Origin of the sequence: Phaeobacter cretensis (assembly GCF_047372505.1) — a bacterium.
GTDB lineage: Bacteria > Pseudomonadota > Alphaproteobacteria > Rhodobacterales > Rhodobacteraceae > Phaeobacter > Phaeobacter cretensis.
Genome location: NZ_JBKBEU010000001.1, coordinates 3,647,889 through 3,673,089, shown reverse-complemented (window position 1 = coordinate 3,673,089; position 25,201 = coordinate 3,647,889). Strand labels below are relative to the sequence as shown.

Annotated in this window: 22 protein-coding genes and 1 tRNA gene; 16 read left to right on the top strand and 7 right to left on the bottom strand. The window is 54.6% G+C overall.

All coding sequences use genetic code 11. The features are described from left to right. The first annotated feature begins 55 nt into the window (after positions 1–55). On the top strand, positions 56–1,072 hold the full coding sequence (bmt, locus tag ACEWZM_RS17415) for a betaine--homocysteine S-methyltransferase (RefSeq protein WP_414007641.1): 1,017 nt from the start codon (positions 56–58) through the stop codon (positions 1,070–1,072). Positions 1,073–1,168: 96 nt separating this feature from the next. Here the strand turns inward: bmt and ACEWZM_RS17410 are convergent, their stop codons facing one another. After that, the gene (locus ACEWZM_RS17410) at positions 1,169–2,275 is read right to left on the bottom strand and encodes a PA0069 family radical SAM protein (protein WP_414007640.1); all 1,107 of its coding nucleotides are present in this window, start codon (positions 2,273–2,275) and stop codon (positions 1,169–1,171) included. A gap of 222 nt (positions 2,276–2,497) precedes the next feature. Here ACEWZM_RS17410 and ACEWZM_RS17405 point away from each other — a divergent pair, with 222 nt between their 5' ends. Together ACEWZM_RS17405 and ACEWZM_RS17400 are read left to right on the top strand one after the other, a co-directional pair. After that, on the top strand, positions 2,498–3,199 hold the full coding sequence (locus ACEWZM_RS17405) for a corrinoid protein (RefSeq protein ID WP_414007639.1): 702 nt from the start codon (positions 2,498–2,500) through the stop codon (positions 3,197–3,199). Between the two features lies 1 nt (position 3,200). Next, complete coding sequence (locus ACEWZM_RS17400) at positions 3,201–3,926, top strand: DUF1638 domain-containing protein (RefSeq protein ID WP_414007638.1); 726 nt, start codon at positions 3,201–3,203, stop codon at positions 3,924–3,926. 63 nt (positions 3,927–3,989) lie between these two features. Here ACEWZM_RS17400 and ACEWZM_RS17395 read toward each other — a convergent pair whose 3' ends face one another. Further along, positions 3,990–4,604 carry a glutathione S-transferase family protein gene (locus tag ACEWZM_RS17395; RefSeq protein WP_414007637.1) on the bottom strand — a complete coding sequence of 205 codons (615 nt, stop codon included), beginning with the start codon at positions 4,602–4,604 and terminating at the stop codon, positions 3,990–3,992. A gap of 94 nt (positions 4,605–4,698) precedes the next feature. Here ACEWZM_RS17395 and ACEWZM_RS17390 point away from each other — a divergent pair, with 94 nt between their 5' ends. Further along, positions 4,699–5,391 carry a helix-turn-helix transcriptional regulator gene (locus tag ACEWZM_RS17390; RefSeq protein WP_414007636.1) on the top strand — a complete coding sequence of 231 codons (693 nt, stop codon included), beginning with the start codon at positions 4,699–4,701 and terminating at the stop codon, positions 5,389–5,391. 21 nt (positions 5,392–5,412) lie between these two features. Here ACEWZM_RS17390 and ACEWZM_RS17385 read toward each other — a convergent pair whose 3' ends face one another. After that, positions 5,413–5,823 carry a SufE family protein gene (locus ACEWZM_RS17385; RefSeq protein ID WP_414007635.1) on the bottom strand — a complete coding sequence of 137 codons (411 nt, stop codon included), beginning with the start codon at positions 5,821–5,823 and terminating at the stop codon, positions 5,413–5,415. A 164-nt stretch (positions 5,824–5,987) separates the two neighbouring features. Between ACEWZM_RS17385 and ACEWZM_RS17380 the strand changes: the two genes are divergently transcribed. Then, a complete protein-coding gene (locus tag ACEWZM_RS17380) occupies positions 5,988–6,512 on the top strand; it encodes a hypothetical protein (RefSeq protein WP_414007634.1) in 525 nt (174 codons plus the stop codon). A 118-nt stretch (positions 6,513–6,630) separates the two neighbouring features. Here the strand turns inward: ACEWZM_RS17380 and rnd are convergent, their stop codons facing one another. Next, complete coding sequence (rnd, locus tag ACEWZM_RS17375; RefSeq protein ID WP_414007633.1) at positions 6,631–7,788, bottom strand: ribonuclease D; 1,158 nt, start codon at positions 7,786–7,788, stop codon at positions 6,631–6,633. Between the two features lie 230 nt (positions 7,789–8,018). Between rnd and ACEWZM_RS17370 the strand changes: the two genes are divergently transcribed. Next, positions 8,019–8,204 carry a hypothetical protein gene (locus ACEWZM_RS17370; RefSeq protein WP_414007632.1) on the top strand — a complete coding sequence of 62 codons (186 nt, stop codon included), beginning with the start codon at positions 8,019–8,021 and terminating at the stop codon, positions 8,202–8,204. Here the strand turns inward: ACEWZM_RS17370 and purN are convergent. From purN to ACEWZM_RS17355, 3 genes are all read right to left on the bottom strand, one after another. Next, positions 8,201–8,797, bottom strand: a complete 597-nt coding sequence (gene purN, locus ACEWZM_RS17365; RefSeq protein ID WP_414007631.1) for a phosphoribosylglycinamide formyltransferase — start codon at positions 8,795–8,797, stop codon at positions 8,201–8,203. The genes ACEWZM_RS17370 and purN overlap by 4 nt on opposite strands. After that, entirely contained in the window at positions 8,794–9,840 is a 1,047-nt protein-coding gene (purM, locus tag ACEWZM_RS17360) for a phosphoribosylformylglycinamidine cyclo-ligase (protein WP_414007630.1), read from the bottom strand. The genes purN and purM overlap by 4 nt, the downstream gene beginning before the upstream one ends. A gap of 137 nt (positions 9,841–9,977) precedes the next feature. Continuing rightward, the gene (locus ACEWZM_RS17355; RefSeq protein ID WP_414007629.1) at positions 9,978–10,967 is read right to left on the bottom strand and encodes an MBL fold metallo-hydrolase; all 990 of its coding nucleotides are present in this window, start codon (positions 10,965–10,967) and stop codon (positions 9,978–9,980) included. Positions 10,968–11,090: 123 nt separating this feature from the next. Between ACEWZM_RS17355 and ACEWZM_RS17350 the strand changes: the two genes are divergently transcribed. The 10 genes from ACEWZM_RS17350 (at position 11,091) to ACEWZM_RS17305 (ending at position 25,185) form a co-directional block, all read left to right on the top strand. Beyond that, complete coding sequence (locus ACEWZM_RS17350; protein WP_414007628.1) at positions 11,091–12,029, top strand: LysR family transcriptional regulator; 939 nt, start codon at positions 11,091–11,093, stop codon at positions 12,027–12,029. 34 nt (positions 12,030–12,063) lie between these two features. Then, positions 12,064–12,139: transfer RNA gene (locus ACEWZM_RS17345), tRNA-Ile, on the top strand. Positions 12,140–12,865: 726 nt separating this feature from the next. Further along, entirely contained in the window at positions 12,866–17,956 is a 5,091-nt protein-coding gene (locus ACEWZM_RS17340; RefSeq protein ID WP_414007627.1) for a hypothetical protein, read from the top strand. Between the two features lie 44 nt (positions 17,957–18,000). Beyond that, complete coding sequence (locus ACEWZM_RS17335) at positions 18,001–18,540, top strand: toxin-activating lysine-acyltransferase (protein WP_414007626.1); 540 nt, start codon at positions 18,001–18,003, stop codon at positions 18,538–18,540. A 587-nt stretch (positions 18,541–19,127) separates the two neighbouring features. Continuing rightward, positions 19,128–20,159 (top strand): LacI family DNA-binding transcriptional regulator, encoded by a 1,032-nt coding sequence (locus tag ACEWZM_RS17330; protein WP_414007625.1) that lies wholly within the window; start codon positions 19,128–19,130, stop codon positions 20,157–20,159. A gap of 114 nt (positions 20,160–20,273) precedes the next feature. Beyond that, positions 20,274–21,575, top strand: coding sequence for an ABC transporter substrate-binding protein (locus tag ACEWZM_RS17325; protein WP_414007624.1), 1,302 nt, complete (start codon positions 20,274–20,276; stop codon positions 21,573–21,575). A gap of 116 nt (positions 21,576–21,691) precedes the next feature. Next, entirely contained in the window at positions 21,692–22,558 is an 867-nt protein-coding gene (locus ACEWZM_RS17320) for a carbohydrate ABC transporter permease (protein ID WP_414007623.1), read from the top strand. A gap of 10 nt (positions 22,559–22,568) precedes the next feature. Continuing rightward, a complete protein-coding gene (locus tag ACEWZM_RS17315; RefSeq protein WP_414007622.1) occupies positions 22,569–23,399 on the top strand; it encodes a carbohydrate ABC transporter permease in 831 nt (276 codons plus the stop codon). Positions 23,400–23,410: 11 nt separating this feature from the next. Further along, on the top strand, positions 23,411–24,415 hold the full coding sequence (locus tag ACEWZM_RS17310; protein ID WP_414007621.1) for an ABC transporter ATP-binding protein: 1,005 nt from the start codon (positions 23,411–23,413) through the stop codon (positions 24,413–24,415). Next, positions 24,412–25,185: an L-iditol 2-dehydrogenase gene (locus ACEWZM_RS17305; protein ID WP_414007620.1), complete on the top strand. Its 774-nt coding sequence runs from the start codon at positions 24,412–24,414 to the stop codon at positions 25,183–25,185. The genes ACEWZM_RS17310 and ACEWZM_RS17305 overlap by 4 nt, the downstream gene beginning before the upstream one ends. Positions 25,186–25,201: the final 16 nt, after the last annotated feature.

The following is a 25,201-nucleotide window of genomic DNA, read 5'->3' as shown; positions in this document are numbered from 1 at the left end:
ATGGCATCCGCCTCCCTTGGCAGACCTCCCCAAACAAGTCCCACAGGAATCGCCCATGACCAACACTTTCATCACGCTGCTGGAGACCAAGGATGCTCTTCTTGCTGATGGGGCCACCGGCACCAATCTATTCAACATGGGCCTGCAATCCGGTGATGCGCCTGAACTGTGGAACGTGGACGAACCAAAGAAGATCACTGCGCTGTATCAGGGATCGGTTGATGCGGGCAGCGATCTATTCCTGACGAATACTTTTGGTGGCACCGCGTCGCGGTTGAAACTGCACGACGCCCAACGCAGGGTTCGCGAGTTAAATATCGCGGGTGCCGAGCTGGGTCGCAACGTCGCCGACCGCTCAGAACGCAAGATCGCCGTCGCTGGATCTGTTGGCCCTACCGGCGACATCATGCAGCCCGTGGGTGACCTGAGCCATTCATTGGCAGTGGAGATGTTCCATGAGCAGGCCGAGGCACTGAAAGAGGGCGGTGTTGATGTGCTTTGGCTTGAGACGATTTCGGCTCCTGAAGAATTCCGTGCCGCTGCCGAGGCGTTTAAGCTGGCCGATATGCCCTGGTGCGGCACTATGAGCTTCGACACCGCGGGCCGCACCATGATGGGTGTTACCTCCGCCGATATGGCTGGATTGGTTGAGGATTTTGATCCGGCGCCGCTCGCGTTTGGTGCCAATTGCGGCACTGGCGCATCGGATATCCTCCGCACTGTCCTGGGTTTTGCAGCACAAGGCACTACCCGACCTATGATTTCAAAAGGCAACGCGGGCATCCCGAAATATGTCGATGGTCATATCCACTACGACGGGACACCCGAACTGATGGGTGAATATGCAGCCATGGCGCGCGATTGCGGCGCTAAGATAGTTGGCGGTTGCTGTGGCACAATGCCGGATCATTTGCGTGCAATGCGCGAGGCGCTGGACACCCGCCCACGCGGTGAGAAACCGACCTTAGACCAAATCGTCTCGGCGCTAGGGCCCTTCACATCGGCCGGCGATGGCACTGGCGAAGATACCGCCCCTGAGCGCCGCAGTCGGCGTGGTCGCCGTCGCGCATAAGCCCAGGCAACCTCGCGCCCACCGATAGAACAAAAGCTTGCCCGAAGTGACATACCATCGCTTCGGGCAAGCTTTAGTTGACGACACGATTGCAGGCTAGAACAGATCCAACTGATCTCCGGGCTGCGCAGGCTTTGCAAAGAGATCACAGCGCAGTTCAGGTGAGCGTTGCGCGAGCCCCAGACGCCTGCACGCAGCCTTAAATCGACTGGCGATCACCTCGGCATAGGGGCCTTCCCCCCGCATACGATGCCCCCAGCGCGGGTCATAGTCCCGACCGCCGTGCATTTCGCGCAGCCTTGCCATGACCTTATCCGCTCGCAGCGGCACATGTTCCGCCAACCATTCCTGCCAAAGCTCCGACACCTCGCGCGGCAATCTCAGCATAATCCAACTGGCCGCATCTGCCCCTGCATCGGATCCAGCCGCCAGCAATGCCTCCAATTCATGATCGGTCAGCCCCGGTACAATGGGCGATGTCATGACCCGCACCGGTACGCCCGCATCCGACAAGCGACGGATCGTTGCAAGACGCCGGGCAGGTGATGGGGCACGGGGCTCCATCCGACGCGACAGATCCGCATCAAGTGTGGTGACCGAAATACCCACCCGCACCAGACCACGCGCAGACATGGCTGACAAAATATCGAGATCCCGCTCAATCAGCGTGCCTTTTGTGACGATGGCAACGGGGTGGGAAAATGCCTCCAGCACCTCAAGACAGGCGCGGGTGAGCCCAAGATCGCGTTCGCAGGGCTGGTAGGGATCGGTATTGGTGCCGATGGCAATGGGCGCCACGCTATAGCGCGGCTTTGATAGCTCACGACGCAGAACCTCTGCCGCGTTGGGTCGCGCAATCAAGCGGGTTTCGAAATCCAAGCCCGGCGACAGACCAAGATAGGCATGGCTGGGTCTGGCAAAACAATAGATGCAACCATGCTCGCAGCCACGATAGGTGTTGATCGACCGGTCGAATGGCAGATCGGGAGATTTACTATATGAAATCAACGACCGCGCCACCTCGTATCGGATGTCGGTATCAATGCGCGGCACACTCCTGCCATCGATATCAACCACCGAATCCTGCAAACCTCCCCAACCGTCATCGACTGCGGCCCGTGTCAGATCAAAGCGACCTGCCGCATTGCTGAGACTGGCGCGCGCTTTGCGACGTTGCGGCGGTGGGGTCAAAATATCAGTCATCTGCGGACATTGCCGCAAAATAAAGAACAAATAAAGAACAAACGCGGGAAACCGAAGATTTCCATGCGAAATCTTCATTATTATTCCGCTATTTTTGGCCCTATAGGTCGGTTCGGACCAAGGCAATGTCGCAAACATTGCAGTCTCCTAGGGGCAATCTGGACCAATACGAATAGAACGAGGCCAATCCGGGGTCACCCCGCCCAGTCAAGGAATACACCCATGTCGGAAGACGCAGATGACATCATCCTGGCAGATCTCAACGACGAAGAACTCGTCCAGCAGATGTTCGATGACCTTTATGATGGCCTCAAGGAAGAGATCGAAGAGAGTGTAAACATTCTGCTGTCTCGTGGCTGGATGCCCTACAAGGTTCTGACCGAAGCACTGGTCGGCGGCATGACAATCGTGGGTGCGGATTTCCGCGACGGTATCCTTTTCGTACCTGAGGTCTTGCTGGCAGCCAACGCAATGAAGGGTGGCATGGCTATCCTGAAACCGCTTCTGGCCGAGACTGGTGCACCGCGCATGGGATCCATGGTGATTGGTACAGTGAAAGGTGACATTCACGATATCGGCAAAAACCTCGTCTCGATGATGATGGAAGGTGCCGGTTTTGAGGTCGTCGATATCGGCATCAACAACCCGGTCGAAAACTATCTGGAAGCACTGGAAGAGCATCAACCTGACATTCTGGGCATGTCTGCGCTGCTGACCACCACCATGCCATACATGAAGGTTGTGATCGACACCTTGGTCGAACAAGGCAAGCGCGACGACTATGTTGTGCTTGTGGGTGGCGCGCCGCTGAATGAAGAGTTCGGCAAGGCTATCGGAGCAGACGGCTACTGCCGTGACGCCGCTGTAGCGGTTGAAATGGCCAAGGATTTTGTCGCGCGTAAGCACAACCAGATGAGCGCCTAATTTGGCACGCAAAGGACGCGCCGCCCGCCTGACTGAGCGAGCGGCGTTCCAACCGCCCACCGGGCGAACGCTTGAGGAAGCCTCGCTGACCGAACAGGGTTTGGCAGCACCGGAGCGTAAAACAGGCCGCATATTGCTTATCGCCTGTGGTGCCCTTGCGCGTGAGATCCTTGACATCAAGGACGCGAACGGGCTTGATCACATAGATCTGACCTGCCTGCCCGCCAAGCTGCATCTGTATCCAGAACAGATCGTTGATGCCGTTGACGGTGCGGTTGCAAAGCACAAAACCGTCTACGACAAAATCTACATCGTTTATGCTGACTGCGGCACCGGCGGACTGCTGGAGCGTAAATGTGCAGAACTCGGTGTTGAGATGATTGCCGGACCACACTGTTATTCCTTTTTTGAAGGAAACAGCCGGTTCGCCGCACATAGCGACGCCGGAGAAATCACCGCCTTTTATCTGACCGATTTTCTGGTGAAACAGTTCGACGCCTTTGTCTGGCGCCCGATGGGTTTAGACAAGAATCCCGAACTCCGCGACATGGTTTTCGGAAACTATACAAAGTTGGTCTATCAATCGCAGTTGAGCGATCCCGCATTGGTTACAAAGGCTCGGGCCTGCGCTGACCGCATGGGGCTAGAATTCGAACATCGCCCTACCGGCTATGGTGACCTCGAAACAGCGCTTTTGCGGTGGGGCGACGCGACGACGCGCGATTAGGCAACGCGCGTCGTAGGGCTATTTAGACTTGGGGCTCATTGACCCCACACAGGCCACTACCCGTCAGCTGAACTGCTCCATCGCCTTCGTTTCATAGGCTAGGATTGCCTCGCTGTCCTGCGCAGCACCGACGCGCTTCACCCAAGCCTGAAGAACAGGATTATCCGGCATCAGATGCGGCGCCCACTGGAACGGCGAAGCCAGCAAGATATCAGCAAGACTAAGATCATCGCCCAACAGATACGGCGCATCACTCAGGGCTGTTTCCAGCGCGTTGCAGACCTCGGTCATACTGCGAAATGTGTTGGTCATGGCAGGATGATCCAACCCCGAGAACGCGGCGACCAAAACAGGTTCCAATACCCCCCCCGCATAAGCCATCCAGCTGAGATAGGCACCGCGCTGTGGCGCGCCGATCTTTGGGCTTAACGGTTGGCCGAATAGCTCATCAAGATACATCATGATTGCCGCGCTTTCGCGCACTCCATGACCCTCATCCGTAAGCAGATATGGCACTTTTCCCTCCGGATGCAGGTTCCGGGGATCAAGGCGCCCACCGCCGTCCTGGCGCGGGATATCGACGAAAACTACCTCAACCTCATCCAGCTTGCCCATGAGTATCAGCTGCGCAATCACACGAGACGAGCGGCTGTTCGGAGAATGGTAAAGGGTTGGCATATCAATGACGTTCCTAGTTAGTGGTGTTGGTGCCCTTGATATACCGTTAGCCTCCTGTCAGTTCCTGTCAGGATGTCCGTGAATACATATCTTCATGCCCAAAACAGACCGTCTCTTTCGATTGCTGCATTTGATCCGGGGGTTGCGCCCACCGGTCACCGCCGCGCGGCTGGCCGCTTCAATGGAGGTTTCGGAGCGCACGATCTACCGTGACATCGACAGCCTGCGTGCTGCCGGTGCTCGAATTGATGGTGAGGCTGGGCTTGGTTATACGATGATCGAAGACCCCGCCCTGCCCCCTCAGACCTTTACCCAAATCGAACTGGAAGCGCTGACTCTCGGGCTAGCGGATATAAACCAGCGCGGTGACGCAGATCTGGCGCAAGCCGCCAAGGATGCACTGGTCAAGATCCTTGCAACCCTTCCGGAGCGCCAACAGCAACAGGCCATGCACGCTGTTAACATGGTGCACCGTTTCAACACGCCCCCCGTACCATCAATCGACATGACACTGCTGCGCGAGGCTATGTGGGCGGAGGAAGCCTTGGACATTGGTTATCGCGATTTGAAAGATATCCTGACCCAACGCCGCATATATCCACTGGCGCTATCCTATCATGACCGGAACGTGATGCTGCTGGCCTGGTGCTGCAAGCGAACGGATTTTCGTATTTTTCATGTGACCCGCATCGAAGGATACAAGAAAACCGGTGAGAGCTTTCGCCCCCGCCGCGTGGCGCTACTTCGTGACCACATGAGTAAACTATATGCTCGAAATTCGACCTGAATAGCTGACCTACGCCGAGGGTCAGCTCGCAGCAGCAGCCGTTTCGCGAATACGCTGCACCATGGCTGTCAGACCATTGGAGCGTTGCGCGGATAGATGATCATTCAGTCCCAGTCTTGACAGTTCAGCCCGTGCATCAACCGCCAGAACCTCGCCTAATGTCAGATCATTGTAAAGCGCACGCAGAACCGCGATCAGCCCGCGCACGATCATTGCATCGCTTTCGCCATCAAAATGGAACACACCGGCCTCGATGGTGGGGTGAAGCCAGACCTGACTGGCGCAGCCGTCAACTTTGGTAGCGGCCACTTTCAGCGCATCGTCCAGCGGATCCATCGCCTTGCCCTGTTCGATGACATGCCGGTAGCGATCTTCCCAATCCTCGAGAAACTCGAAATCTTCGACAATCTCTTCAAAGGCTGTACTGGCCATTTAGGTGTTCCTCATATGCTTTTCCGCCCCAGTTCGCCGCACTGGTTTTTACACAGCTGTGACATCGCAGGACCTAAGCCGCAAACAATGGCTTTTCAACTGCTTTTCAAGTGGCTTGCAATCGGGTAACCACATGCGAGGACATATCGAACGGGTGAACCATCATGCAAAGATCTTTCGCACTCCTCTTAATCGGGGCCGTGGCGCTGTCTGGCTGTGGCTTTCGCGACTCGCGGGTGAACCCATTGAACTGGTTTGGCGGCTCTGGCGAGGTTGAGGTGAAAGAGACCAGCGGAGAGCCGGTTAACCCGCTGATCCCTGTAAAAAATCGTGTCAGCGTTTTTACCCGACCTGATGCAGTGGATAGCTCGGTGCTGGTTCAAAGCGTTAGCGAAATGCGGGTTGAGCGGACCCCTACAGGCGCTATCGTCTATGCCTCCGGGATCGCAGCGCGTCAGGGTGCCTATGGGGTTGAGCTGCGCTTAGACGAAGCGGATATCGACGCACGCACACGTGATGCCACCCTCGACTTCACTTTCCGCGCCATCTACCCCGAGTATCGGACGGCGGTTGGGACCGAACGCACTCGCACATTGCGTGCTGCTGTCAGCCTGACGCAGCAGCAACTTTCTAGCGTGCGCAGCATCAGAGTTGTCGCAGCCCAAAATGCCCGTGAGAGCCGCCGGTAACGGGCGCGACACATCTACTGACTACAAGTAATCTCTGAATTTTAAACGAAAAAGGCGCCCCATTCGGGCGCCTTTTATATTGGACAGGGAGCGGTATCAAACACGCCGCTAACTAACATCAGATAGTGACCACCTTTACGTCCTGACCTTTGGCAGCCAGAGCGATTTCGCCGTTGCAAAGACGCAATGCATCAGCCCCGAAAACCTCATGACGCCAGCCGTTCAGTGCTGGTACATCCCGTTGACCAGCCGCGATAGCATCCAAGTCAGAGCTTGGTGCGATCAGTTTTGCCGCCACACCAGAAGCTTCGGTCTTGGCTTTCAACAAAACTCGCAGAAGATCTGCCAACGCAGGGTTTACCTGCATTTTCTCCCGGCTGCGATCCGGCTGCGGTAGCGACCCGGCCGGGCAGTTCACCCCCTGTGCTACGGCCTTCAGAATGCCATCAGCGATTGCGCCCTTACGAGCCTCGCGCAGCAGCAAACGGGAATTACCTAGGTCCGCGGCATTCTTTGGCTTGGTAGACGCCAGCTCCACCAAGGCATCATCCTTGAATACGCGATTACGTGGCACATTGTTGGTTTTTGCGTAATTCTCACGAAATGAAGCCAATTCGCGCACAACAGCCAGAAACTTACCCGAATTGGTACGGGTTTTAACACGCCGCCAGGCCTCTTGCGGTTCGACATCATAGGTGGCGGGATCGGTCAGCACCTGCAGTTCCTCACCCACCCAATGGGCGCGGTCAGTGCGTTCCAGTTCCGTTGCAAGATATTCGTAGATCTGCCGCAGATGTGTTACGTCCGCCAGCGCATAGGTTTTTTGCGCATCACTCAACGGACGGCGGGACCAATCGGTAAAGCGAGATGTCTTATCAAGCCCCTGCTTTACAATTTTGCGCACCAGCGTTTCGTATCCAACCTGTTCACCAAAACCGCAAACCATCGCAGCAACCTGCGTGTCAAAGAGCGGCTTGGGAAAGACCTGCGCGTCGACCCAGAAGATCTCTAGATCCTGGCGAGCGGCATGGAACACTTTCACGACGCTTTCGTCACGAAAAAGCTCATATAGTGGCTCAAGCGACAGCCCATCAGCCAGCGGGTCGACCAGAACGGCATTTTCATTGTTCTTGCCCGGATAGGCCAGCTGCACCAGACAGAGTTTGGAGTAATAAGTCCGCTCGCGCAGAAACTCGGTATCCACCGTCACATAAGCATGTTGCGCCGCAGCTTCACAAAAGGCCTGCAGTTCTTCGGTAGAGGTCAGAGTTTTCATCAATTACGGCTTTTTTGTTATCTGAATTATTTAGTGGTGATACGCGCTTGTCCCGGTCAATGCAAACATGTGGCCAAATGGCCAGACAATTCCTGCCCAGCAATGATGCGCCTGTCGCACTGCAGTCACTTTCATTCAAGCTTTGTGATGTTAAGGCGATCAAACATTCATTATGAAGATGTGCCGCCGATGCCTAGATTGATGTCGGGCCCTAGAAAGGAGACCACATCATGACCGCCTTAGATGTACACTCGATCAATACAGCAAACTCGCATTCAACAGGTGGGTCAGCGCCCATTTTGGCCGCGGCCGCACTGCTGATCTTACTGGGGGTACCCGCCCTGCTAGCACCTGCATCAAATGCATCGATCCCAGACTGGCATGGCAACAGCGCCACCACTGGGATCCCCCATTAAGGTAGGAAAATTGGAGTCTTATCGCCCATTGCGTAGCGGCGCAGCACCGCAGGGTAGAGCTTATGTTCCTCAACAAGCACCTTTGCAGCAAGGCTTTCGGGCGTATCATCTGTAGCGACATTGACCTGCGCCTGCCCGAGGACCGGCCCATCATCGAGTACAGCAGTCACCTCATGGACTGTACAGCCGTGGTGGATATCCCCTTCGGCCAGCGCCCGCTCATGGGTGTTCAACCCGGTATATTTTGGCAGAAGTGAGGGATGGATGTTCAACATCCGCCCCTGAAATTGCGATACAAACCCGTCAGTCAAAACCCGCATGAAGCCCGCCAAGCAGACGATATCGGCACCGGCCTCCAGTATCGGCTGAATCAGCTCCGCCTCAAATGCAGCGCGGTCCTTGCCATAGGGTTTGTGATCCACAACAGCAGTTCGGATGCCGGCAGCTTCGGCTTTTGCCAACCCGCCTGCCTCAGCCGTATTTGACAGAACCAGACAAGGGCGCGCCGGATGATCGCTGGTCATACTGCGGACCAGTGAGACCATATTGGACCCACCACCCGAAATCAGGATCGCAACGCGTTTGTGGCTCACAACAGGTTGCCTGTATAGCGCATCCCTTCACCTGCCGTGACAGTGCCCAAGCGGATGACAGTTTCGCCCTCGCCTTCCAGAACGTTGGTCAGCGCATCAGCCTCATCTGCGGAAACGGACAAGATCATGCCAATACCGCAGTTGAAGGTCTTGAGCATCTCAATTTCAACGATACCACCAGTCGCCGCCATCCATTTGAACACGCTCGGTAGATCCCAGCTGTTGAGATCTATATCGGCACCAAGGCCTTCTGGCAGAACGCGTGGCAGGTTCTCGGTGAGTCCACCGCCGGTGATATGAGCCAATGCGTGCACGCCGCCAGCGCGAACCGCTGCAAGAGATTGTTTGACGTATAGGCGCGTTGGCGTCAGCAGCGCCTCACCCAGTGTGCCAGTACCGAATGGGCAGTCGGCATCCCAACCAAGGCCGGAGACCTCAACAATTTTACGCACCAAAGAGTAACCGTTGGAATGTACGCCGTCGGAGGCTAACCCGAGTAGAACATCACCCTCAGCTACGCCATCAGGCAGTGCAGTGCCACGTTCCATGGCCCCCACGGCAAACCCAGCGAGATCGAAATCACCCTCGGGATACATGCCCGGCATCTCAGCCGTTTCCCCACCGATCAGGGCACAACCAGAACGGACGCAGCCTTCTGCGATGCCTTCGATAATGCGGGCCGCTGTCTCAGTCTCAAGCTTGCCGGTCGCGAAATAGTCCAAGAAGAACAGCGGCTCGGCACCCTGACACACCAGATCATTGACGCACATCGCTACAAGATCAATGCCAACGCCGTCTACAACCCCGGTGTCAATGGCGATGCGAAGTTTGGTGCCGACACCGTCGGTTGCGCCGACCAGAATAGGATCATTGTAGCCTGCAGCCTTCAGATCGAAGAGAGCACCAAAACCGCCAAGCCCGCTCATGACGCCAGAGCGGTTTGTCCGTTTTGCGGCGGGCTTGATACGGTCCACCAAAGCGTTGCCTGCATCAATATCCACCCCCGCATCCGCGTAGGTCAAACCGTTCTTGCCGCTGGTCATCTCAGTGCTCCTTCAAAGACGTTGCGCAGCCTTTAGCGCAAGGCACGGCAGAAAGAAACAAAGGAATCTGCCGCACCCCGGTGACCAGGGTGCGGCCGCATGGTTTGGCCTCTAAAAGAGGCTGGATGAGAGACGCCTTAGAGCGAGAACTGCCAAGGAGCCTGATCGAAGGCATAGGCGTCGCCATCACGCTCCACGCGGCCCAGGCCCGGGAAATCCAGATGCATCCCAGTGACCAACAAGCCTTCGCTGGCGGCACGGTCCAGCATCCTTGTCCGGCTATTCACTGTCTGCTCAGGATCCATATCAAAAGCCAGCGTCCAATTCGGGCGAGCAAATTGCAGCGCAGTGCTGTGAATCAAGTCGCCCCAGATCAGCAACGGTGCAGCACCAGTCTCCAGCATGAACCCGCAGTGACCCGGTGTGTGACCAGGCAAAGGAACAGAACGCAGACCAGTCATAACATCCGCCTCGCCCTCAAACATCTTCAAACGGTCCGCATACGGCGCAACCGAGGCACGCGCGATGTCAAAAAATCCACGATTTTCCTGCGGGACTCCGGCATAGACGGCATCATCGTGCCAAAAATCATATTCACCCTGTCCCACGATGATCTCAGCATTTGGAAACCGTGCAGTGCCGTCGCCAGCAATCAAACCACCGATGTGGTCCGGATGCAGGTGGGTTACGACAACGGTTGTTATCTCCTCCGGGGTTTTGCCAGCAGCACGCAATGCCGCCTCCAAACCGCCAAGGATCGGGCCGAAGAGATCGGCCGTCCCGGCATCGATCAGGGTAACGGCGCCCCCCTGCTCAACCAGATAACCGTTGACCGGCAATGACATCTCAGAGTCCTTGATGCGATAAAAACTACCCTCCAGCGTTGCGTCAGCTTGGACTTGGTCGAACCCGTTGATCTGGCCGGTATTCAACAGAAAATGCCCGTCCAGCAAAGCAGTGATCTTGGCCGAGCCTATCTGAAAGCTGTGATAGGCAACGGGCAGTGTTGGAGCGGCGGCGGTTTCAGCTGCGCTGTGGCTTGCGGCGCGTAGGATCGTCGGGCTGGCAAGACCAGCTACTGGGACAGCGGCCAGGCCGCTCAGGAGGGATCTGCGGGAAAGTGTCATAAGAAACTCCGATATCCAATTGGATCAATTTGGTGTGTTTCAGTACTTAACGCGGGATATTCACTGGCAACAGCCTTGCCACCGAGATATGAGGTATCAGTCACGCTTATAAGGGCCGCACTAATGGATCGCCTCACGTTACTTGAGACCTTAGCCACAACGCTAGATGAAGGCAGCATAAATCGCGCAGCGCAGCGCCGCGGGTTGACCCAATCAGCGGCGAGCCAACAGATCAAATCACTGGAAACACTGCTGGGGCATGAGCTGCTGCTGCGGACCCCACGCGGCGTGAAAGCCACCCGCGCCGGCGAGCTTGTTTACGCCCATGCACAATCCCTGCTTGGCGGCTATGATCGCCTGACTGCCGAACTGGATGCACAGAGCGACCAAGTTTCAGGCCGTTTCAGCATCAGCACCAGTCGGTTCATGGCGCAAGCTTTGCTCGGACCAATGCTAATGGAACTGGATACACCCTACCCCGACCTCAATATCGTGATGCGAATCGAGGACCGGTTGGTGGATGTCGTGCGCGAAAACTACGACCTTGCCATTCGCACTGGTTCGCTAGGAGATACAGACGGGGTTGGTCGTAAGATTGGGGAGCTGGAAACCGTTCTGTTCGCCACACCTGCCTATCTGGATCAGATCGGTCGCCCAAGCTGTCCCGAGGACATGCAGCGGCTGAAGTACATTCAGCATCACGAAGATCATACGATGGGCTACTTCCCTCTGACCCGTGACGGTGAGACCTATCAAGCTCCGATCCGCGTCGGCTTCACTGCAGATGATACTGATCTTATTATGCGGGCTGTCACCAAAGGGTCCGGTTACAGCCGTGCGCCACGCCTGGTAGTGCAGGATGGCCTGATCGATGGCAGTTTTGAGGAGATCCTCCCGGACCATGCTGCGCCCAACAAGGATATTTTTGCCGTCTACCCGTCGCGGCACGCGTTGGACCGGCGACACAAAGTGGTGATCGATGGCTTTCTCGACCGTCTGCGCAGCAGTGCTACTTCCGAGATATCACCTCCCCTCGTGCAAGATCACGCGATCACCGCTTGACCTCACGCCTGCGATTTCTTAACCAGCCATTGGCGGGCCTGTAGCTCAACGGTTAGAGCAGAGCGCTCATAACGCTTTGGTTGGGGGTTCAAATCCCTCCGGGCCTACCAATCCGCCTGAAAAACGTAGTGTTTTCAACACACACCTGTGTCACAGCCACAAAATCGCCCCCCCATCTTTCAATGGCTTTCGGGTAAACTGTACCGCGGGTCCAATTACGAAAATCTCGGATCGAACAAGCTGCGGACCTTCGGGCGGATCGGTACACAGATGAAGCCATAAACGCTCATAAGACCGGCAGATTCGCTCCTCACTCGAAGACGGAGCAGCGGATTCTATATCCCGCACTCGGTAGCAGTCTTGAGGTAGTGGGTTGGCGAGGTAGAACGCATTTTTTTGCAGGCCACGACCATTGCGGTAGCACCTGGCAAGATCATCGCGATTCCGGCGACCTCCTTAGCCCCCTATTGGCCACTTGGAAGAGCGGCGCCACCTGCCCCCTTTAGGTGCCCAACAAGCGTCTGTTTTCAAAACGTTAAAGCTACCACCCTCACTTCTCACTTCAAATCCTTTGGCCAGATCAGTCACTCACCGAAGGACAGATGGGTTTGATTGTGGTCAGGCAAGGCAAGAAATTTACGTTAGGTAAAGTAGCACCAGCAGCATCTGTAAACCGTTGATCATACGTGCGCTATTCGAACAATTCGACGTTTGGATCTACTCAACGGCAGATTTGGACATATACCGTTTGGCTCTCTGCTTTCACGTTAACCGAGTGTGGCTCCCCCACAGATCAACCGAATCTCCGTGTACCCCCAGAGAAAGCTTTGAACAACATGCTGGACGACGAAAAATCCGCCATCTTGGAAACCTCGGTCATTGCTTATGACGCAATTTTCTCCGACCTCGGACCCGAAGCAAGGGAATCATTCCGCGACACGGTCCAGACCTATCTGGAATCCGATATCGCCATTCCTGAGGTCAAGTCCATCAGTAAGGCGACCAACTACTCCAACTGGAACTTCAATCTGGTCAAAAGCCTCAAGGGCAAAATTGCGGGAAGCGACCTCATTGAAGAGGATGAGAACCAGGCCGCAGAACTAGCCGGGTTCATTGCCAAAGATCTGAAAATTGTCGGCAAGATGGTCGCGGCCGTCGAGCAACAATATGCAGCGGGGCAACTGGCGGACAGTAACGAGCAATATGTCAACTCGATCAAAGGCAACGTCTCCAACGATCTTGGAAAATTGCGAACTGAACTGAACCTGCTGACAGAGCAATTCTCAAGATATAACGACCAGCAACATGCTGACTATGACGCAACGCTTGCGCAAACGGTCAACAGGAAGATCCAAACGACAACTGAGATGATCTTTACCGCTGAGAACCTGCAGACCACTCTGAACGAATTCAATAAAGGCGAAGATATTGGTGGGTTCACCAAGGAACACTCCGACTACCTTCAGCTTCGCATTGATGCCCTTGAGGTGGCCAGGCAGGAAAAACTGAGCGAATACAAACAATATGCAGCCGAGACATACACTGGCAGCGAAGACCTTGCCAATGCCGCCAAGTTCGAGCTGGAGACGATTTCAGAAGAAACGCTTGGCCTGATCAATCAAAAGGAAAAAACGGACGGGTTTGAAGAATACAGCAGCACGGTCCGGACTGCGTCGCTCAAAGCCGGAGTCAGTCTTTTGAGCACCGCACAAGCCTCAGCTGCGTTTGCGACCAAACCGGAAAACACTGTTGACGGCCATATAACCAATGCGGGCTTCCTTGGCGAAGCAATTGGGTCCTCGATGGGCGACATCCTGGATGCAGCCGGGCACCTGAAAGTTGCCAAGGGATTTAAAGGGTTTGCGGCGCTTTCGCTTGTCGGCGGTGCTGCGGGCAGCTTTGTACCGACGGCAAAATTACTGGCAGATCCAAATCTGGACCCTGAAACACGGAAAATTGTTCAGGCCGAAGTAGGCCTGCAAGGCACAGCGCTGGCCTTTGCGGCGGTTGAAAACGTGCTCGGCATTGCAGAACTGGCTGTCAAAGCAGGATCCAAGGCGGCAAACGTCCTCGGCAAAGCTGTTCCAATTATCGGCGCAATCGGATCGGTTGTGGGGGCCATCAACCCCGCGAAATGGTCCGAATTCGACCAAAAACAGGATCGCATTGACGCGATCCAAAAGGCTGACACTTACAGCTCGGGTCTCCTTGGCGACTTGTTGCAGGAGTCAAAAGACGCTGAAGCCGCGTTTTATGGCGTGACAACTGGCTTGGACGTTGTGACAGGCGTGACCTCGGGCGTTCTGGCCGCAACCGGCGTCGGCGCACCAATCGCTGCAGCGGTCGGCTTAATCGGTGGAGCAATTTCGGCAATTGTCGGCGCGTTTGAGCAAGTCGCGCTTGAAGGCATCGCTGACAAATACGCCGAAAAAATCAGAACAGACAAAAACGGTAATGAACAAACGGTCGAAGAGTTCTTTGATGGCAGCTTTGACCAAAAACAGGATAAGATCAAAGCGCACTACACTGACTTCTTCAGCGATCTTGTGGCAGAAGATGACATTGATCAGGTCATCGCACTTGGCGGTCAAGGTCTGGATGCGACTGACGTCGAACTTGCTGCAATTACCAAGACCAGCGGTGAATTGAACAAAACCGCGAAGAACTATGTCGAGACCTTCGCGAACAACGGTTGGCTAGCTGGCGACAGGTCGCTAACGCAAGTGCAGGGGGATGCCGTTAATGTCATCCAACTTCCCAATGCAAATGGTGCAAAGTCGTATCTCACCTTCACAACCCCACTCTTCGCGGCCGGTAATGAGAGCACAAGCCGAGAAGAAACCGGCAAAAACGAATATCAGACAACGCTGAAGATCACCGACCTGTCTGGTTGGAAAATCCGTGATTTTGGTAACAATCAAACCACATTCAACATGAGCAAGGTGGTCACCAGCGCGCAGGACCGGCTCGGCAACTCGATGGAAATCGGTATTGAAATCGATGCGGCTGGAGGTGATGACACGTTGTTCGCCTATGAAAGCGAGATCACTTTTGACGGGGGCAGTGGCAGTGATACCGCTTCCTACGCCAGATTGTCAGGCACTGAACTCTCGCGGGGTATCACAGTTTTCGCTAGTGCAGACACGGTTTCAGTCAGCAAAAATCTGAAAGAAGGATCGAAATACTACCAGGAGACAATCGACTCCCAAACCACCAATCATGGGAAACGAACAGAAGTTGTTGAATTCCGTAAAGTCGGCCTAGAAGATCGGAGTACCCAGCACAGTGTCACGGATCGCCTCAGCAACGTTGAGATCATCCACGGCTCGTCTCTTGGTGACTACATATATCAGGACCTGTCCACCCAGATTGTACAGGTCTTTGGCTTTGGTGGCGATGACAGTATTGATGTCGGAGATGCAATCGAAATCGTTGGCGGCGGAGCCGGTGATGACCTGATCAATCTCAAACACAGCTTGCTTGAGAGTTATTGGAACGGACAAAAGTCCGACCTCTACATAGATGGTGGTGACGGCCACGGCGATACCATCGGGATCACCAAGGAAACGCTCGACCGGTTTCTGGATGAGTTGGAGACAGATCAAATACGTGCACAAACAGCAACGGAGATGGCCGAAGCGCTTATCCCTATCGGTTCCGACAATCGTGAAGAAGAAGTCGCAAAGACAGCAGCATCACTGGCCAATATACTGCGCAACACGGACGATGCAGCACTCAAGAACCTCACTGTTCTGAACACCGAAAAGGTTCACGTCAAACTTGATGCAGAGGGCGCTGACGGGGAAACTATTGTGCACTCTCTGACAACCTACAGGGAGGCGATCAATAATAGCATTACCAACCTGAATTCCGACAACAGCGAGTCAGATTTGGACATTAGTATTGAGGCGTATTATAATAAAAAGGTGGCCATACTGGGGTCAGACCGCGATGACACGATCGAGGGGTCCGGCGAGCATGACTATCTGTTTGGTGGCGCCGGGGATGATCAATTCGTCATTGATGACCTCTATACGGGCAATGATATACTTGTCGGTGCAGAGGGACGGGATGTCTACAACGTAAAAAATTTCCCTGTAAGTTGGACGATTGGAAGCCATGGTCACCATTTGATCACCGGCCCAGAGGCCGAAGACATCAAGGGGGACGTGTTGAACATCCGTGTTCTTGATGACGCTGATATCTGGTTCAATTCATACGGCAATGACCTGGTGATTTCGCTCGGGGAGAATAACTCCTTTACTGTCGAAGACTATTTTACTAGCGGGATTGGTCTGGCAACCAACACCCAAGTTTACGGCGGAGGAGCCTCAGGTTGGACAACCGTAAAAGGATTGGTTCAGTCGGATCTTGACAGCGCGCTTGCGCTAAGTGGTAACAACAGCAAGCTTCTCGTCAACGTTGTCCACGCCGAGGGTGTTAGCGTCAATTTTCACCACGGCCCAGCAGGTACTTTCGGCAGCACATCGGCCGCATCACCAAACAACTATTTCAGCACTATTCGCTCCAACTATCATGCTTTCCGAAACTCGGATGACATTTGGCAAACGCACAAGGACACAGACGACACCAGTGGTTTCGCCGATGCTTTGGGGCAGACATTGGATGCACAGAAAGGCGGCGCTAAACTGGATGCGGATGGGCTGGCCGAGCTGAAGGATATTCTTTCGATCAGAGATACCGCGCGTTCTGAGATAAATGGTACTAATCAGGCAGATGTACTCGTGGGTACAAGTGGATCAGATAATATATACGGCTCCAATGGTGCGGATTCCATCGACGGAAGAGCTGGTAACGATATTATCAATGGCGGTCTTGACGACGATACCATCAATGGCGGTACCGGTTTCGACCTCTACAGCCGCGAGGGCTACGGCATCGGCATCAAGATTGATCTCGATGCGACTAAACTCAAAGAGTATGCACGGTACACAAACTCATCTGGGGACGAAGTGATCGTAGGCGATGCCAAGACCTACTCCAACTTTGAAGGCGTGATTGGAACAGACCACGCAGATCGCATTACAGGTAACATTGACGCCAACTACCTGGAAGGCGGCTTAGGCAGCGACACGATTTCAGGTCTTGCCGGCAATGATGTAATCCATGGCGGTGCCGGTCTTGACGTTCTTGATGGTGGTGCAGGCTTTGACATCGCAAGCTACAGGGGGGCGAGCTGGGCAATTCAGTTCCATCTGGAATCCACTGATCCTGCTCATAGCCAGCTGGAGCAATACTGGAATGGTAGCCAGTGGCTGCAAGGAGACACTGTCAGCAACTTCGAAGGTGTGGTCGGCACAAGTCACGCCGATATTTTGACCGGCAACAGCGGCGCGAACTACTTTGAAGGGGGTGCCGGAAATGACCGGATCGAAGGCAAGGCCGGTGATGATACGATTCATGGCGGTGAAGGGGGCGATACCTTGGATGGCGGTGAGGGTTTTGATGTCCTGAGCTACGAAGGTCAGGCTGCCGCAGTGAAAATCAATCTGGCAAACCAAACATCACAGCGCATGTCTGGAAGCGGCAGCTACGTCACCGATGATACAATCTCAGGCTTCGAGGCTGTTATCGGCACATCGCAAAGCGACGAGCTTTATGGTAACGATGAAGGGAACCGTCTTGAAGGCGGTGGAGGAAGTGACCGGTTGGCCGGAGGTGCAGGGTTTGACACCTTTGTCTTTAGTGCAAACCACGGCCACGATCTAATTGAAGACTTCACTGTCGGCGAAGACAAGCTTCTGTTCAACTTTGGCGGATCAGTGGATGGCTTTGAGATGTCCTTCGTGGAGAACGCTGACAACTCGGTGTACGCAACCCGTATCCACACGAGCGACGGCAACGTCATCGACCTTATCGGGGTTGAGCCCGACGCACTGGTGGCGAACTCTTTTGTGTTTGTCTGATGCCGACGCACTCAAACAGTCCTGCTCGGGACCTGGAGAATAAAATGGATCACGAACAGAACTTCCACACCTATGGAAAGATCGCCTGGCTGTGGTCCAATTCAGTTCTGCACCGGGATTGGACCGTCAACCAGCAGGCAGAGTTCATTCTGCCTGCGATAGCATGCCAGCAATATTACATCGTCGAACGAAACGGTTATCCAGTTGCATATTGCAGCTGGGCCCTGCTGGATGAAGAAACGGAAGCAAGATATATCCTGAATCCTAGCCGCCTTGACCCGGACGGCTGGACCTGTGGCGACAGGCTTTGGTTTGTCGATTGGATTTCACCGTTTTCACCAAAATACACTTGGGCGCTTCGCAGTGCCTTGGTGAAACGTTACCCAGACAAGGTCGCCCGTGCCATGCGTGTTAAGAAAGACAGCGATACGGCACGTATTGCCTCCTTTACAGGTCATGGCCTCAAGAAAGATGAAAGCCGTGTAATCAAGCGTCAGTATTATGAAGACATGGTCGAAAGCCTGGCGAGTAATCCAAAACGCGGGGAGGATTTCTTCCTGTCCGGTATAGGTCCTGAAACCTGATCTGACGGGAACCATCAACGGGGCAATTTGCATGAGAGCGTGGAATACTACGCTCTCATGATCTTTTTGGTATCACCAATCCATTGAACTTACTCTGTCAGAACGGGCTGGTCGAAATTGGTAGCCTGTTTGGGAGAACGGGTCAGATACCGCATCACTTCGTGTTCCCGATCTGGTGCCCAGCCAACTATCGGCGCGCCACCCCGCCACAACCGTGCCAGTATTAAAGCTACGCGGCAGTCGGCCTATACCTGCCTAGAAGTCCGCCGACGACACCGCAGCAGAGAAATCTAGCAGACTTAGAATGGCCGAGGGTATCGCAAGCTGCTATTGAAATTCACTTAAGTCAATGAGAAACAATAAAAATGCCGCTTCTGTCGCCCCTGCCCGGCTTTCCATCCTTTTGCCTTGGGTACGTACTTTATGCTGTGCACGCTTTCCCTCGCAAATATCCTCGTGAATTTGACGCGCGTTAACTTACGTGAGATAGTCCTCGCCCTAGCCCCTCCTTGTTCTGAGAACGAGGGCCGGTTTTAAGACTGTAAGGTCGGCAAGGACCACCACTGACACGTGAGCCCAAAATACTGATGAGTGAGCCCAAAATAAAGAACATGGATGAATTCGCTGCGGTGAGCGGCATCTCGCGTCCAACGCTGTCCAAGTTCTTTAACGACCCGGCCAGTGTGCGCAAATCGACAAGAGAGCGTATTGAGCAAGCGCTGGAGAAATTCGACTACCGCCCCAACCTATACGCCATGAACCAGAACCGGCGGCTGACAAAAACCATCGGCATAGTGGTTCCAAACCTCACCGATCCTTTCTTTGCCAAGATAGCACGCCATATCGAGGATCATGTGATTGCGGCTGGCTATCGTCCGGTTCTTCTGGGCTCGAACGGAACCACAGAACATGAATTGGAAAACCTGAACAATCTGCGTTTGCTCAAGCCAGCAGGCGCATTGCTGGCGCCGTTGGGCCGGGTGTCGGAGACCTCGCAGATCCAGCAATTTTGCGAGGAGGTCCCAACGGTCCTGTTCGATGCAAATCTTGAAGATACCGGAGAGGCGTTCATTGGATCCAACAATCAGCAGAGTATCACCACCATCGTGGACTATCTCTGCCGCACCGGGGATGCGCCTGCGTTCTTTGAAATGAAGTCGCCGACCAACCCCAACGCTGTCAAACGCCGCAATGCCTATATTTCATCGATGGAAGAGCTGGGGCACAAACCCGAGCTGATCCAGGTTCCTGGCGAAGGTTGGGATTTTGAAGAGATCGGATTTCGCGAAGGCACGCGGCTTCTGACTGAATATCGACCAGCAACGAATACCATCCTGTGCAGCAATGACAGGCTTGCGATTGGATTGTTATCAGCGGCCTATCAGCTTGGGCTGCGTGTTGGCTTAGGAGATGGCTGCGCATTGCGAGTCGCAGGCCATGATGACCATCCTTTTTCACGCTACACCTGCCCGACACTCACCACTGTCTCCCAAGACTACACAGCGATTGCTCAAACCAGTGCAGAAACATTGGTTGCACGAATCGAGGGGCGTTCTGAAGCTGATTCCCGTCGCGAAATTCTGTTCTCCGGGCAACTGATTATGCGCGGGTCCGCGTAAGTTGCTTTAGGTTTTAGCTTTTTCACAAACTTTACGCGCGTAAATTTTAATTTGACGCGCGACGCATCACTCCGCTACTCTCTTATGACAACATCCAATCATGGGAGGATAAGGATGTACCTTAAGAGCGCACTACGTGCGGCGACGGCACTGACCGTTTTAGCCAGCACAGCGGCCTTTGCCGACACGATCACCATCGCCACCGTGAACAACGGCGACATGATCCGTATGCAGGGGCTGACAGAGGATTTCACATCAAAAACCGGGCATGAGGTTGAGTGGGTCACTCTGGAGGAAAACGTGCTGCGTCAGCGCGTTACCACAGACATCTCTGCCAAAGGTGGTCAATTCGATATTATGACCATCGGCATGTATGAAACGCCAATCTGGGGTAAGAACGGCTGGCTGGTCCCGCTGAACGATCTGCCTGCGGACTATGACGTCGACGATATTCTGCCGGCAATGCGTGGTGGCCTATCCTATGATGGAACGCTCTATGCGGCTCCATTCTACGGCGAGAGCTCCATGATTATGTATCGCTCTGATCTGATGGAGAAAGCAGGTCTCGAGATGCCTGCCGCACCGGATTGGAATTTCGTAGCCGACGCTGCCCGCAAGATGACCGACAAGGATAATGAGGTCTATGGAATCTGCCTGCGTGGCAAGGCTGGTTGGGGCGAGAACGCGGCCTTTATTACTGCTATGTCCAACTCGTTTGGTGCGCGTTGGTTCGATGAGAGCTGGGCACCACAGTTTGACAGCGAAGCCTGGTCAAACACACTCAACTTCTACATTGATCTGTTGAATGATGCAGGCCCTCCGGGTGCCTCAAACAATGGGTTCAATGAAAACCTGTCATTGTTCCAGCAAGGCAAATGCGGCATGTGGATCGACGCGACAGTTGCCGCGTCGTTCGTGACCAATCCCGATGACTCCACAGTTGCCGACAAAGTCAGCTTTGCACTTGCTCCGGATACTGGACTGGGCAAACGCAGCAACTGGCTCTGGGCTTGGGCTCTAGCTATTCCGGCTGGCACCCAGAAAGAGGCCGCGGCAAAAGAATTTGTCCAATGGGCCACGTCAAAAGCCTATATTGAGTTGGTTGCCGAAAACGAAGGCTGGGCCAATGTCCCTCCGGGCGCTCGTACTTCGCTCTATGAGAATCCAAACTATAAGGATATCCCATTCGCGAAGATGACGCTGGACAGCATCTTGTTAGCAGACCCGAATAGCCCGACCGTTGATCCGGTTCCCTATGTTGGCATCCAGTTCGCCGCAATCCCAGAATTTGCGGGTATCGCGACACAGGTTGGTCAGGAGTTTTCGGCCGCACTCGCCGGACAACAAACCGCTGATGAGGCGCTTGCGAAAGCACAGGCGCTGGCGGCGGATGAAATGGAAGCGGCAGGTTACTGACGCCTCCTCCCTCCCAGAGGGCAGCTCCCTTTTGAGACTGCCCTCTGGCTCCTACTCCCCAAACAAGCCAATATTTGTCACGACGGCATAAGAACCGGCGACAATGGAGATTTGCCATGGCGACCCAACATTCCCGGTCGGCAGCACGCATCATGATGGCCCCGGCAGTTATATTGCTTTTGGGTTGGATGTTGGTTCCGCTGACCATGACGCTCTATTTTTCATTCAAAAAATACCTGCCACTGCGCGGCGGCGATCTTGGCTGGGTTGGCTTCGACAACTACGCCCGCTTTTTATCTTCCAGCGCGTTTTGGCCAAGCGTTCAGGCCACACTGACCATTGTTGGTGGCGTCCTTCTGATTACCGTAATCCTCGGGGTGTTTCTTGCCTTGTTGCTAAACCAGCCAATGTGGGGGCAAGGCATTGTCCGCATTCTGGTGATTGCACCGTTTTTCGTCATGCCGACAGTGTCGGCATTGGTGTGGAAGAACATGTTTATGGATCCCGTAAACGGTCTTTTTGCCCATCTGTGGAAGGCATTCGGCGCTGAACCGGTTTCATGGCTCTCAGAAGCCTCGTTGCAATCCATTGTTCTGATCGTGAGCTGGCAATGGTTACCGTTTGCAACCCTTATTCTGCTGACTGCCATTCAATCCTTGGACCGTGAACAGCTGGAAGCGGCTGAGATGGACGGTGCACCGCCGGTCGCACGGTTTGGCTATATCACGCTGCCGCATCTGAGCCGCGCTATCACCGTGGTGGTTCTGATACAGACGATTTTCCTACTGTCGATCTTCGCTGAGATCTTTGTGACCACCCAAGGGTCATTCGGAACGAAGACGCTCACCTATCTGATCTATCAGCGCGTACTGGAAAGCCAGAACGTTGGATTGGGATCCGCCGGCGGCGTTTACGCCATCATCCTCGCCAATATCGTTGCCATCTTTCTGATGCGCATTGTTGGCAAAAACCTCGACGCATAAGGAGGCCACCATGGCACGTGCCGTTACACCAAGACGCAAAGCCATCAACACCTTGCTGGCCTGGGCTGTCGGGTTACTGATCTTCTTTCCGATCCTCTGGACCATTCTCACCAGTTTCAAGACTGAAGCGCAGGCTATCAGTGATCCGCCGGTGTTCCTGTTCTTTGACTGGACCTTGGAAAACTACAACGTCGTGCAAGAACGATCTAACTATATGCGTTTTCTGTGGAATTCGGTGATCATCGCCGGAGGATCAACAATCCTTGGCATAATCATTGCGGTGCCTGCAGCCTGGTCTATGGCTTTCGTGCCCTCGAAACGCACCAAAGATATCCTGTTGTGGATGCTCTCGACCAAGATGCTGCCAGCGGTCGGCGTGCTATATCCAATTTACATCCTATTCATCAAAATGGGCTTGCTGGACAACCGCTTTGGTTTGGTTGTGGTGCTGATGCTGATCAATCTGCCGATCATCGTCTGGATGCTTTACACATATTTCAAGGAAATCCCCGGCGAGATCCTAGAGGCTGCGCGTATGGATGGCGCGACACTGAAGGAAGAGATCCTCTATGTCCTGACGCCAATGGCGATACCCGGTATTGCGTCGACCCTGCTTTTGAACATCATCCTGGCTTGGAACGAAGCCTTCTGGACATTGAACCTGACCGCAGCCAAGGCCGCGCCTCTCACAGCGTTCATTGCCAGCTATTCAAGCCCTGAAGGCCTATTCTACGCCAAGCTGTCAGCGGCATCGACAATGGCCATCGCGCCGATCCTCATCCTTGGCTGGTTCAGCCAGAAACAACTTGTCAGCGGCCTGACCTTCGGCGCCGTGAAATAAGGAAGACACCCATGGGACAGATCAAACTCGAAAGCGTGACCAAGAATTTTGGCCCCGTTGAGGTCATCCCGCCGCTGGACCTGACCATCGAAGATGGTGAATTCACCGTCTTCGTCGGCCCGTCCGGTTGTGGCAAATCAACGCTGCTGCGCCTGATAGCAGGACTGGAGGACATCACCTCGGGCAGCATCAGCATCGACGGTCAGGACGCAACTGACATCCCCCCAGCCAAACGCGGCTTGGCGATGGTCTTTCAGTCCTACGCGCTCTACCCGCATATGTCAGTGCGCAAAAACATCGCTTTTCCGATGAAAATGGCCGGGATCCCTGCGGATGAGCAACAACGCCGTATTTCCAATGCCGCTGCTGCGCTGAATCTCACCGATTACCTCGATCGTCGTCCGGGTCAGCTGTCGGGCGGCCAGCGCCAGAGGGTTGCCATAGGTCGTGCCATCGTTCGTGAACCGTCAGCATTTTTATTCGACGAGCCTCTGTCAAATTTGGATGCCGCCCTGCGCGTTGGCATGCGGCTGGAAATTTCGGAGCTGCACAAACGACTTGCAACGACAATGGTCTACGTAACCCACGACCAGGTTGAGGCTATGACGATGGCTGACAAGATCGTCGTATTGCATGCTGGTGTTATCGAACAGGTTGGCAGCCCATTGGAGCTATATCGCGCGCCGCGCAACGTATTCGTGGCGGGTTTTATCGGATCGCCCAAGATGAATCTCCTAACCGGACCACAGGCGGCCGAACATGATGCAGCCACCATCGGTATTCGTCCTGAGCATCTGGACATTTCGGAGACCGAAGGTAAATGGGAAGGCACTATCGGCGTGTCCGAGCATCTGGGGTCTGACACCTTCTTTCATGTCATGTGCGACGCCTTTGAGAATCCACTGACTGTCAGGGCCGGTGGTGAACTGGATCTGCGTTACGGTGCCCACGTTTTCCTTACGCCAGATATGGCGCACCTGCATCGTTTCGATGCCAACGGGTTGCGGATGGAATGAAACGGCTGGACGGAAAACGCGCCATGATTACTGGCGCGGCGCGCGGCATCGGCGCGGCCTTCGCCGAGACCTATGCAAGAGAAGGTTCACAAGTTGCAATCGCCGATATCGACTATTCGCGAGCAGAAGCAACGGCTGCGATGATTGGCCCTGCCACCATTGCAATTGACCTAGATGTCACCCAGCAGAGCAGCATTGGCCGTGCCGTCGACCAGACTGTCGATGCCTTCGGTGGTATCGACATCCTGATCAACAACGCCGCGATTTTCACAGCAGCGCCAGTGACCGAAGTGTCACGAGACGACTACCAGCGCACCTTTGACATCAACGTATCCGGCACGCTGTTCATGATGCAGGCCGTTGCACAACAGATGATCGCACAAGGGAACGGTGGAAAGATCATCAATATGGCAAGCCAAGCTGGACGGCGCGGCGAGCCTTTGGTGTCAGTCTACTGTGCAACCAAAGCCGCCATTATCAGCCTGACGCAATCTGCCGGGCTAGGCCTGATCACACATGGCATCAACGTAAACGCGATTTCTCCAGGCGTGGTCGACGGCGAACACTGGGATCAGGTTGATGCGCTTTTTGCAAAATACGAGGGAAAAGCCCCAGGTCAAAAGAAAGCCGAAGTCGCCCGGTCTGTTCCTCATGGCCGGATGGGCACCGCCGCCGATTTGACCGGTATGGCCGTCTTTCTGGCAAGCGATGACGCCAACTACATCGTGGCCCAAACCTACAACGTTGACGGTGGCCAATGGATGAGCTGATGCGTGTTGAGAAAAG